The organism is Sphingomonas sp. 66-10 (assembly GCF_001897045.1).
Lineage (GTDB): Bacteria > Pseudomonadota > Alphaproteobacteria > Sphingomonadales > Sphingomonadaceae > Sphingomonas > Sphingomonas lycopersici.
Genome location: NZ_MKRR01000145.1, coordinates 600 through 11,497 on the forward strand (window position 1 = coordinate 600; position 10,898 = coordinate 11,497).

The window sequence follows — 10,898 nt, forward strand, 5'->3', positions numbered from 1 at the left end:
CCAACGGCTCGGACACCAATTGGCGATAGGCGAGCGGATCGGGCAGCGGCGCGGCGCGATCGGGGATGACGATGCCGATCTGCCCCTTGCCCTCCAGCAAAGCGGCGACCTGCACGTCGCTGGTCGCCTCGGTCAGCACGAGATCGACCTCGGGATAGGCGCGCCTGAACCGCTGCACCAGCGCGGGCAGGATGCTGTAATCGGCGGTGCTGACGAACGACAATTCGAGCCGCCCGGCGTCCCCGCTCAGGATGCCGCGCGCGATATCGCCCAGCGCATTCACCCCCGCGAGCGCGGCGCGGACATGCGGCAGCCATTGCTCGCCGAACGCGGTCAGCGCGACGCTGCGCCGGGTGCGCGCGAACAGCGGCGCGCCGAGATCCTGCTCCAGCGCGCGGATCGATTGGCTGAGCGGCGGCTGCGTCATCCCCAGCCGCGCCGCCGCTTTCCCGAAATGCAGCGTCTCGGCGAGGGCGACGAAATGGCGGAGCTGGCGCACATCCATTTCTTATATCTACAATGACCTAATGGGCGTTCAATAATATATTTTACTCACGGATACGCGCGCGATAAAGTTGCGCGGATTCCACCAAGCCGGAAAGATCGTTACATGCCGCATTACCGTTCCCGTACCAGCACGCACGGCCGCAACATGGCCGGCGCCCGCAGCCTGTGGCGCGCGACGGGGATGAAGGACGGCGATTTCGGCAAGCCGATCATCGCGATCGCCAACAGCTTCACGCAATTCGTGCCGGGGCATGTCCATTTGAAGGATCTCGGCCAGCTCGTCGCGCGCGAGATCGAATCCGCCGGCGGTGTCGCCAAGGAGTTCAACACGATCGCGGTCGATGACGGGATCGCGATGGGGCATGGCGGGATGCTCTATTCCTTGCCCTCGCGCGAGCTGATCGCCGATGCGGTGGAATATATGGCCAATGCGCATTGCGCCGACGCGCTGGTGTGCATCTCCAATTGCGACAAGATCACCCCCGGCATGCTGATGGCGGCGATGCGGCTCAACATCCCGGCGATCTTCGTCTCGGGCGGGCCGATGGAGGCCGGCAAGGCCGAGGTGAAGGGCAAGCAGCAGTCGTTCGATCTGATCGACGCGATGGTCGTCGCCGCCGACGATCGCTACACCGACGAGGAAGTCGCGACGATCGAACGCTCGGCCTGCCCGACCTGCGGGTCGTGCTCGGGGATGTTCACCGCCAATTCGATGAATTGCCTCACCGAAGCGCTCGGGCTTGCGCTGCCGGGCAACGGCTCGATCGTCGCGACCCATGCCGATCGCGAGCAATTGTTTCGCCAGGCGGGGCGGCTGATCGTCGACCTCGCGCGGCGCTGGTATGAGGAGGAAGATGCGCGCGCGCTGCCGCGCGGCATCGCGACGCGCGCCGCGTTCGAGAATGCGATGAGCCTCGATATCGCGATGGGCGGCTCGACCAACACCGTGCTCCATCTGCTCGCGGCGGCGCAGGAGGGCGAGGTGGATTTCACGATGGCCGATATCGACCGGCTGTCGCGCCGCGTGCCGTGCCTGTGCAAGGTCGCGCCGGCGGTCGCCGACGTCCATCTGGAGGACGTGCATCGCGCCGGCGGGATCATGGCGATCATGGGCGAGCTCGATCGCGCCGGGCTGCTCGATACCAGCCTGCCGACGGTCCATTCGCCGTCGCTGGCGCAGGCGCTGCATCATTGGGACATCACCCGCACCGACGACGAGAAGGTGCTGACGCTCTATCGCGCGGCGCCGGGCAATGTGCCGACGCAGGTCGCGTTCAGCCAGTCGGCGCGGTTCGACGAGCTCGATGCCGATCGCGCGACCGGGGCGATCCGCTCGGCCGAACATGCCTTCAGCAAGGATGGCGGGCTCGCGGTGCTGTTCGGCAATCTCGCGCCCGAGGGATGTATCGTGAAGACCGCGGGGGTCGATCCGTCGATGCTGACCTTCGAGGGCACGGCGATCGTGTTCGAAAGCCAGGATGCCGCGGTGGCGGGGATCCTCGGCGGCAAGGTGACCGAGGGCGATGTGGTGATCGTCCGCTACGAAGGGCCGAAAGGCGGGCCGGGGATGCAGGAGATGCTCTATCCGACCAGCTATCTGAAATCGAAGGGGCTGGCCAAGTCCTGCGCGCTGATCACCGACGGGCGTTTCTCGGGGGGCAGCTCGGGGCTGTCGATCGGGCACGTCTCGCCCGAGGCCGCCGAGGGCGGGCTGATCGGGCTGGTGGAAACTGGCGATACGATTCGCATCGATATCCCGACCCGCGCGATCGATCTCGTCGTCGCGGAGGAGGTGCTCGCGGCGCGGCGCGCGGCGATGGACGCCAAGGGGCGCGACGCGTGGAAGCCGATCGGGCGCGAGCGGGTCGTTTCGCCCGCGTTGCAGGCCTATGCCGCGCTGACCACCAATGCCGCGCGCGGCGCGGTGCGCGATGTGACGCAGCTTAGCCGGCGGTAGGACCTAAACCGGCCGCTCGGCGCGCCAGATCCGGCCGATCGCGCGGAACCATTGGAGCAACGGGCTCGACGGCCGCGCGTGGATCACCACCACGCCGGTCCGGCGCTGCGCCAGCCGGTTCGCCGCGTCGGCATCGGTCGGGGTCGTGAGGTGGAGGCGATAGATCGCCTTGAGCGGCTTCAACGCGCCATCGTCGCGCTGGTTGACCGGGATCGGCCCGCCGTTGGTCGAGGCAAGCGCGGGGAATTCCATCTGCTCGGCCGCCGCGGATGCGATCTCGTCGAGCCGCGCCGGGCGTGATGCGCTGGCGGCGTCGTCCGGGACGAAACGCGCGGTCGCGCCGGGCTCGAGCCGCCATAAATCGGCTTCGTCGACATAGGCCTGGACGTCGTACCTGCGTGGCGAGACCAGCCGCGCGATCGGCTCGTCGCCGCTCAGCCAGCGCCCGGCGGTCATCTGCTCGGAAATATCGGTGATCATCCCGTCGGCGGGCGCAACCAATGTCAATTTCTCGCGTCGCGCAACGAGCCCCGCGAGGTTGAGTCGCTGCCCCGCGAGGTCGGAGCGCAGCACGCGGAAGTTGGCGCGATCCTCGGCATCGGCGGTCGCACGACCGGATCGCGCTTCGAGCTCGGCGATCTGCACCCGGGTGCGCGCGATGTCGCGATCGATATCGGGCGAAACGAGCCGCGCGATCGGCGTGCCCGCCTTCACCTGTTGCCCGTTGGCGGTGATCGCGATGCCCTTTTGCGCATTGGCATCGGTATCGCTGATGCCGCCGGTATAGGTCGAGACGGGCACCCCGACCGCGCTGCCGTTGGCCGGCGCGGGCGCATCCTCCGCCGCGGTATAGGTCAGCGCGGGGGCTGTATCGAGCGTCGGCGCGGCGAGCAGCCCGTCCCACTCGGGCGCGGCGAGGGTCGCCGCCTCGATCGTCCCCGCGCGCGCCTCCAGATCCCAGTCGCCGCCGCGTTGCGCGCTGCCGGTGTCGTCGGTCGAGGCGGCGACATCGGCGCCGGTCGCATCGGCGAGCAGCGCCAGCGCGGCGCCGTCGTCGCCGAAATCGCACCCGTAGATGAGCAGATCCCCGCTCTCGGTGAGCGCCGCGCCCCAGATGGCGAGCTCGTCGGCATATTCGCCCGCGATCGTCGCGCGGTTTAGCACCGCCGTGCCGAGCCGGACATTGCTGTCGTCGCCGTGCGAGATGATGTGGATCGCGGAAACGCCGCGCCGCGCGGCGAGGATATTGGCGATCTGCTCGACGCCATCGCTATCGCGATCGAGCACGACGATCTCATAATCGCCGTCGATGCCGGCGATCAGGTCCTGATAATTCTTCACCGCGCCGTCGACGAAGACGATCGCGCGCGGCGGCGGGGCGGTGTCGGCGAGCGCGGTATCGCGGGTTTCGTCCTGCGTTGGACGCTCCTCGCTCGGCTGATCGGCGGCGGCCCAGCCGGCGTCGGGGGCGGGCGCCGCCGCCGAGGTCGGTACAAGGCCTTCGGCGCCGGCTGCGGCGGTCCCCACCGCCGCGCCGTCGAACATCATCCGCGGCTCGAGCGCGAGAAAATGCCGCCCGGCCGTCCCGCCGAGCGATTGTCCCGTGCGTTTTGCCTTACTCGCCACCGATCTACTCCTGACATTCGCGCTGTCCGCCGGATAAAATATTCTATTTCAATCTTATAGTTACCCTGCTGCAGGCCGGACGATGATTTGACGCCACCGGCGAAGGTTTGGAGGGATGACCGTCCTTCGCGATCGACAAGGCGGCAACCGGCATCGAGCCCTGCTAAGTAATTGAATCGACTACGAACGGAACCTCAATAAACTGGGTACATTATATACCGAAGAAACATTACGCGTTCGATAAAGTTGCTGCTTGAACTCGGTAAACATGAGTAAAGCTATATATCGAATATATACCAATGTCCCGAGTGATCGCGCCTTCGGCGGTGCTTATTTGGAAATATAGTCCATCTTAACCGCATGTCGCCCCGGCGAAAGCGGCAAATCATTTTATAATGGGGCAATTCATGCGTTGAATCAGCGTTAAGCAGACGCTGTAACGGTGTTCGGCCTCTTGCGTCGGCATTGCGAGGCCGGGCCGCAAGCGGATTCGGCGCGCGGGATCGGTCGCTTACAGCAGGTAGCTGGAGCGGGGTCGCCGGATCGACAATGCGTGGAGGGAAAGGCTGGTGGGTCCGCCGGGATTCGAACCCGGGACCTCTCGATTAAAAGTCGCTTGCTCTACCGACTGAGCTACGGACCCTCACCAGCGTTTCTGCCGGTTAGGGAGCGCGCGCCGCCGGGTCAACCGTGCATGAAGCTGTCGTGCGCTGAGACCGGTCACCGGATCGCGCCAATCGGCGGCCAAAGCGACCAGCGGCGTGAGTACGAAATCGCGCTCGCGCAGCGCGCGGTGGGGCACGGTCAGCCCCGGCGAGCGCCAGATCCCGCCCGACCAGGCGATGATGTCGAGATCGATCACCCGCGCGCCCCAGCGCCGCCCGCGCCGCCGGCCGAAATCATGTTCGATCGCCTTGAGCCGCGCGAGCAGGGCAGGGGGATCGGCCTCGTCCTCGATTCTCGCCACCGCATTGGCATAAGCGCGATTCGACGGCCCGAGCGGCGCGGTCGTCATGATCGGCGAGGCGCGCGTCGCGCCGATCGCGGCGAGCGCGGCGCGTATCTCCGCGCGCGGGCCGCCGTGCCGGCCGGGGCGATTCGAGCCGAGCGCGATGAGGTAGCTTTGCGTCATCCCGCGCGAGCCTCTAGCGATTTATGATGATTTTCGCATCCTCACCCCTGCCCGAAAGCGAGCCGCCGCGCGATTGCCCTTTGTGTCCGCGGCTCGTCGCGCTGCGCGCGGATATGCGCCGCGATCACCCCGATTGGTGGAACGCCCCGGTGCCGGCGTTCGGCGACCCCGCGGCGTGGCTGGCGATCATCGGCCTCGCCCCCGGCATCAACGGCGCGAATCGCACCGGGCGCCCGTTCACCGGCGACGCGGCGGGGGCGCTGCTTTACCAGACGCTTGCCAAATTCGGGCTGAGCGAGGGGACGTTCGACGGGCGACCCGACGACGGACTGGCGCTGAAGGGGGCGGTCGTGGTCAACGCCGTCCGCTGCCTCCCGCCGGGGAACAAGCCGACCCCGGAGGAGGCGCACACCTGCCGCCGCTATCTCGCCGCGCCGGTGGCGGCATTGCCCGCGGCGCGGGTGTTCGTCGCGCTGGGGCAGGTGGCGCATCAGTCGACGGTGAAGGTGCTGGGCGGCAAATTGCCCAAGGCACGCTTCGCGCATCTTGCCGAGCATCGCATGCCCGACGGCCGGATCGTGATCGATAGCTATCATTGCTCGCGCTACAACCAGAATACCGGGCGGTTGACCGCCGAGATGTTCGAGGCGGTGTTCGCGCGCGCCGTGGCGTTGCGCGGGGCGGCTGTGTAGCGCTCTTCGCCCAGCCGCTGAGCTATCCGAAAAAAATTTCGCCCCACCCGTGCGGGTCGGTGCGCGCCGTGTCGTCATGTCAGTGCGGCGGGCAAGGGGGAAGTCCGCCGCAACCCATGCCGCACGGGAGGGCGAGGCGTGTTTCAGGATTTTCTGCGTCACGACGAACTGGGGCTGAAGATCGGCGAGGCGGCGGCGCGGCGCGACTGGTCGGTGCTTTTGCCCTTCTTCAACGAACGCGATTGCATCGGCGATACCGTAGCGAGCCTCGCACGGCAGGACGAGCGGCCGCTGGTGATCCTGATCGACAATGCCAGCACCGACGACAGCGCCGATGTGGCGGTCGCGGCGTGCCGCGACCACGATCTGCCCTATGTGCTGGTGCATGAGCGCCGGCCGGGGAAGGTCGCCGCGCTCGCCGCCGGGCTGGCCTGCGTCACCACCCCGTTCGTCGCGACCTGCGACGCCGACACCTGGTATCCCGCGCATTATCTCGCCACCGCGCAGACCTTGCTGGAGCGCACCGGGGTGGCGGCGGCAGGCGCGTATTTCGTCGCGCGCGCCGCCGGCACCGCACGGCGCGTGGCGTCGGCGCTCCACGTCAATATCGCCGCGCGCCTGCTGCCGGCACAATGCCACGCCGGCGGCGCGGGGCAGGTGTTCCGCACCGCCGCGTTGCGCGGGGCGGGCGGGTTCGATCCGCAGCGCTGGAATCTGGTGCTCGAGGATCACGAGATCATTCACCGCGTGCTGAAACACGGGGCGATGGATTATAGCACCAGCCTGTGGTGCTCGCCCTCGCCGCGCAAGCGCGACCGCGCCTCGGTGCGTTGGACGCTGGCGGAGCGGCTTTGCTATATCGTCACCGCCGCGACGCAGACGGGCGACTGGTTCTTCTACAATCACCTCGCGGCGCGGCTCGCGAAGCGGCAATTGTCGAGCGACCGGCTGCGCGAGCGGCGCTACCAGCGCGCCACTGCGCCCGCGGCGGTCTTTGCACCGGCGGTCGTGGCATGACCAAGGCCCGGCTGATCCTCTGCGCCGACGATTTCGCGCTTTCCCGCCCGATCAGCGAGACGATCGTCGCGCTCGCGCATGAGGGGCGGCTCAATGCGATCAGCTGCATGTCGGTCTGTCCCGGCTGGACCGCCGATGCGCGGCTGCTCGACGATCTGCCCGCGGGAATCGAGATCGGGCTGCATCTCACGCTGACCGGCGAGGCGCCGCTCACCGACATGCCCGAATATGTCCCCGACGGCGGCGTGATGCCGGAGATCGATCCGCTGACCGTCGCGGCGATGAAAGGCAATCTGCCGCTGGAGGAGATCGAGGGCGAGATCGCGGCGCAATTCCGCGCCTTCCGTCGCGCGACCGGCCGCATGCCCGATTTCGTCGACGCGCATCAGCATGCGCATGTGCTGCCCGGCATCCGCCGGCTGTTCCTCGATGCGGTGGCGATGCATGCGCCGGCGGCGTGGATCCGCGATTGCGGTGACCGGATGAGCGCGATCGCCGCGCGCCCCTATCGCGGCAAGGCGATCGGCAGCGCCTATCATGCGCGCGGGCTGCGCCGGGCGGCGGCGCAGCGCGGGCTGGCGTGCAACAGCAGCTTCGCCGGCCATTATGATTTCAACAGCGACTATGAGCGCGTCTTCCCCCGCTTCCTGCGCCGGCCGGGCGCGGTGCATCTGATCATGTGCCACCCCGGCGCCGGCGAGCTGCCGGGCGATACGATCGCGGCGGCGCGGCTGCGCGAGGCCTCGGCCTTGCACCGGATGCAGATCGCGGACATTGCTCGCGCTTATGGGCTGGAATTCGGCGGATGATCGTTCGTGCGCGTCGACACCGCGGAAACGCAGGTAATGGCGGCGCCGGGGCTCGTCGCCGCCTATCGCGAGCAGCGCGCGCAGCTGTTGCGGCTGCTGGCGGCGCGGCTCGGCAGCGCGGCGGACGCGGAGGATGCGCTGCAGGACCTGTGGCTGCGCGTCGCGGCCAATCCGCAGCCCGAGCTGGCCAACCCGGCCGCTTATCTGATGCGCATGGCGAACAATCTGGCGACCGACCGGCGGATCGCGGCGCAGCGCCGCGCGGTGCTGGAAACCGATTGGGCGGCGTCGGGCGACGTGGCGACCGACCGGCCTTCGCCGGAACGCGAATTGCTGGCGCGCGACGCGCTGCGCCACGCCGATCGGGTGATCGCCGCGATGCCGGAACGGATGCGCCTCGCCTATCGGCTGTTTCGCATCGATCAGGTGCCGCAACGCGAGATCGCGACGCGGCTCGACATATCGGTCAGTGCGGTGGAGAAATTGCTCCAGCGTGCCTATCGCCGGCTGCATGCGCTGGCGGATGGAGGGGACGATGACTGACATCGCCACGCACATCGACGAGGCGGTCCTCGACGCCGCGATCGCCTGGCACCTGCGGCAGGAGACGATGGGCGCGGCCGACTGGGCAGCGTTCACCGCCTGGCTGGAGGCCGATGCGACGCACGCCCGCGCTTATGACGCGGTGAGCCTGGCGGATGCCACGCGTCATCCGGCGGCGGTGCCGGCAATCGCGGCGAACGACGATGAGGCGCCGGTGCGCTGGTGGCGGCGCGGTCGTGGCGTCGCGCTCGCGGCGGGGGCGCTGGCGGCGGCGATCGCGGGGGCGGTCGGGCTGCGCGAGGCGGGGCTTCGGTCACCTGCGCCGGTGACGATCGCGGCGACCACGCCGCGAGCGGTGACGCTCGGCGACGGAACGCGTATCGCGCTGGCGGCAGGCGCGCGGGTCGAGGCCGGTGCGCGCAGCGCGACGCTCGAAAGCGGCCGTGCGACCTTCCGCGTCACGCATGATGCCGATCATCCCTTCACCGTCCGTGCCGGCGCGTGGGAGATTCAGGACGTCGGCACCGTCTTCGCCGTGACGCATGACTCGCGCGGCGTCGATGTCAGCGTCACCGAGGGCGCGGTGCTGTTCGATCCGCGTGACAGCCGGATCGCGCTGGCCGCGGGCGATGCGTTGAGCGTATTGCCGGGCAATCGCGTGATCCGTTCGCGCGTCGCGCCGGATCAGACGCGGGTTCTGACCTTCACCGGCCAGCCGATCCTGATCGCCGCAGAGACGATCGCGCTGGTTGCCGGGCGCGACGTGCGCGTCGACCAGCGGATCGCGATGACTCCTTTCACCGGCGTGATCCGATTGACGGGCGACACGCCGCGGGACATGGCGCATTTGGCAAGGCTGACGGGAATGCGCGTGTCGAATGAGGGGGTTGGTTGGATCATCGCGCCATCGACCGATCCTGCGCGCTAGCATAGCAGCGGCGGCGCTCTTTGCCGCCGTGCCATCTGCCGGTGCACAGACCCGCGGCGAGATCACGTTGCAAGCGGCGTTGCTCCAGCTTGCCACGCGCAGCGGCGAGGAAATCGTCAGCCTCGAACCGGGTCTGCGCGCGATCCGGGTCCGCCTGCCGCCGCCTGGGCTGCCGCTCGAAACGGCGTTGCGCCGGATGTTGCGCGGCACCGGCTATCGCGCCGAGCGCATCGCGCCGCACGGCTATCGCATCGTGCGCGCTGCGACGAGCCGGCCGGCGTCCGTGGCTCCGCCGCCGCCGTCGCCGGAAGACGCCGCCGATGTGATCGTCACCGCGAGCAAGCAGCATGTGCCGTTGCTGCGCTTTCCCGCCTCGATCACCTCGATCGTGCCGCATGCCGATGCCACCACCGGCGCGACGTCGAGCGTTGCCGATGCGGCGCGCTCGACCCCGGTGCTGCAGGCGACCGCGCTGGGAGTGGGGCGCGACAAGATCTTCATCCGCGGCATCGCCGACAGCAGCTTCGACGGCGCGACCCAGTCGACGACGAGCTATTATCTCGACGACATCCAGATGAACTACGCGACCCCGGAGCCGGGGCTGGCACTGGTCGACATCCGCGGGGTCGAGGTGATGGAGGGGCCGCAGGGCACGCTCTACGGCGCCGGCGCGATCGGCGGGATCGTGCGAATCATCCCCAATCCCGCGCAGCCCGGCGTCTTCCACGCCGGGATCACCGCCAGCGCCAGCGCGACGGCGGACGGCGGGCCGGGCGGGGACGTGTCTGGCTTCGTCAACTTGCCGCTGGCGGGCGACACCGCGGCGGTGCGGCTGGTCGGCTATCGCGCACATGAGGGCGGCTATATCGACGACCGGATGCTCCACCGACACGCGATCAACGACCTCGATCGCGTCGGCGGGCGCGGGGCGGTGCGGGTCGAGGCGGGCGACGGATGGCAGATCGACGCCAGCGTGCTGGGGCAGCGCAATTCCGCCAGCGACGCGCAATATATCGATTCGGGCGGCGATCGCCTGGTGCGCTCGGCGCGGATCGCACAGCCTTATTGGAACAGCATCGTGCTCGGGCGGGTGCATATCCGCAAGCGTTGGGCGAGCGGGCTCGAACTCGTCTCGGTGAGCGGGGTGAGCCAATATGATGCCGACGACTGGTTCGATGCGACCCCCGCGGGATCGCGCGGGACGGTGGCGTATAATACCGTGCGGTCGAACCTGTTGTGGACGCAGGAAGTGCGGCTCAGCCGGTCGCGTGCCGACGGCCAATCCTGGGTGGTCGGCGCGGCGATATTGCGCAATCGCGATTCGCTGAACCGGCAACTCGGCCCGGCGAGCGACCCGATCGAGATCATCGGCGTCACCAACGTCTCGCAGAATCTGTCGCTGTTCAGCGAGTTTACCGAGCCGCTCACGCATCGGCTGTCGATGACGATCGGATTGCGCGCGACGCAGGCGCGGGTCGACGGCTATCCCTCGCTCAAGCCCCGCGCGGGCGATCTGGTGCGCGGGCGGATGACGCGACGCGTCGATCCGACGCTGGCCTTGTCGTGGCAGCTCGCGCCGCGGCTATCGGTCTATGCGCGCTACCAATCGGGGTTCCGCACCGGCGGGCTCGCGGTGGCGCGCGGCATCGGGCGCGTCGCCGAGTTCAAATCGGATTCGATCGGAATG

Annotated in this window: 10 protein-coding genes and 1 tRNA gene; 7 read left to right on the forward strand and 4 right to left on the reverse strand. The window is 68.5% G+C overall.

What is annotated here, in order from left to right; genetic code table 11:
- Nucleotides 1-505, reverse strand: a 505-nt coding sequence (locus BGN95_RS21170; protein ID WP_286773920.1) for a LysR family transcriptional regulator, incomplete at its 3' end; no start/stop codon positions are given.
- Between the two features lie 105 nt (nt 506-610).
- Here BGN95_RS21170 and ilvD point away from each other — a divergent pair.
- Nucleotides 611-2,464 carry a dihydroxy-acid dehydratase gene (gene ilvD, locus BGN95_RS21175; RefSeq protein WP_286773921.1) on the forward strand — a complete coding sequence of 618 codons (1,854 nt, stop codon included), beginning with the start codon at nt 611-613 and terminating at the stop codon, nt 2,462-2,464.
- A gap of 3 nt (nt 2,465-2,467) precedes the next feature.
- Here the strand turns inward: ilvD and BGN95_RS21180 are convergent, their stop codons facing one another.
- From BGN95_RS21180 to folK, 3 genes are all read right to left on the reverse strand, one after another.
- Nucleotides 2,468-4,090 carry a DUF4347 domain-containing protein gene (locus BGN95_RS21180; RefSeq protein ID WP_286773922.1) on the reverse strand — a complete coding sequence of 541 codons (1,623 nt, stop codon included), beginning with the start codon at nt 4,088-4,090 and terminating at the stop codon, nt 2,468-2,470.
- A 567-nt stretch (nt 4,091-4,657) separates the two neighbouring features.
- Nucleotides 4,658-4,733, reverse strand: a tRNA-Lys gene (locus tag BGN95_RS21185).
- On the reverse strand, nt 4,734-5,222 hold the full coding sequence (gene folK, locus BGN95_RS21190) for a 2-amino-4-hydroxy-6-hydroxymethyldihydropteridine diphosphokinase (protein WP_265269548.1): 489 nt from the start codon (nt 5,220-5,222) through the stop codon (nt 4,734-4,736).
- A 26-nt stretch (nt 5,223-5,248) separates the two neighbouring features.
- Between folK and BGN95_RS21195 the strand changes: the two genes are divergently transcribed.
- From BGN95_RS21195 to BGN95_RS21220, 6 genes are all read left to right on the forward strand, one after another.
- Nucleotides 5,249-5,914, forward strand: coding sequence for a uracil-DNA glycosylase (locus BGN95_RS21195; protein WP_286773923.1), 666 nt, complete (start codon nt 5,249-5,251; stop codon nt 5,912-5,914).
- 138 nt (nt 5,915-6,052) lie between these two features.
- Complete coding sequence (locus tag BGN95_RS21200) at nt 6,053-6,931, forward strand: glycosyltransferase family 2 protein (RefSeq protein ID WP_265269546.1); 879 nt, start codon at nt 6,053-6,055, stop codon at nt 6,929-6,931.
- Complete coding sequence (locus BGN95_RS21205; RefSeq protein ID WP_265269545.1) at nt 6,928-7,740, forward strand: ChbG/HpnK family deacetylase; 813 nt, start codon at nt 6,928-6,930, stop codon at nt 7,738-7,740. The genes BGN95_RS21200 and BGN95_RS21205 overlap by 4 nt, the downstream gene beginning before the upstream one ends.
- A gap of 6 nt (nt 7,741-7,746) precedes the next feature.
- On the forward strand, nt 7,747-8,283 hold the full coding sequence (locus BGN95_RS21210; protein ID WP_265269544.1) for an RNA polymerase sigma factor: 537 nt from the start codon (nt 7,747-7,749) through the stop codon (nt 8,281-8,283).
- Entirely contained in the window at nt 8,276-9,211 is a 936-nt protein-coding gene (locus BGN95_RS21215; RefSeq protein ID WP_286773924.1) for a FecR family protein, read from the forward strand. The genes BGN95_RS21210 and BGN95_RS21215 overlap by 8 nt, the downstream gene beginning before the upstream one ends.
- Before the next feature lie 28 nt (nt 9,212-9,239).
- The coding region (locus BGN95_RS21220; protein WP_286773925.1) for a TonB-dependent receptor at nt 9,240-10,898 on the forward strand (1,659 nt) is incomplete at its 3' end.

What these genes read in the sequence shown, in the direction of transcription:
- ilvD (WP_286773921.1), top strand. Translation starts at nt 611, where the DNA reads ATGCCGCATTACCGTTCCCGTACCAGCACGCACGGCCGCAACATGGCC.
- folK (WP_265269548.1), bottom strand. Translation starts at nt 5,222, where the DNA reads ATGACGCAAAGCTACCTCATCGCGCTCGGCTCGAATCGCCCCGGCCGG.
- BGN95_RS21195 (WP_286773923.1), top strand. Translation starts at nt 5,249, where the DNA reads ATGATTTTCGCATCCTCACCCCTGCCCGAAAGCGAGCCGCCGCGCGAT.
- BGN95_RS21205 (WP_265269545.1), top strand. Translation starts at nt 6,928, where the DNA reads ATGACCAAGGCCCGGCTGATCCTCTGCGCCGACGATTTCGCGCTTTCC.
- BGN95_RS21215 (WP_286773924.1), top strand. Translation starts at nt 8,276, where the DNA reads ATGACTGACATCGCCACGCACATCGACGAGGCGGTCCTCGACGCCGCG.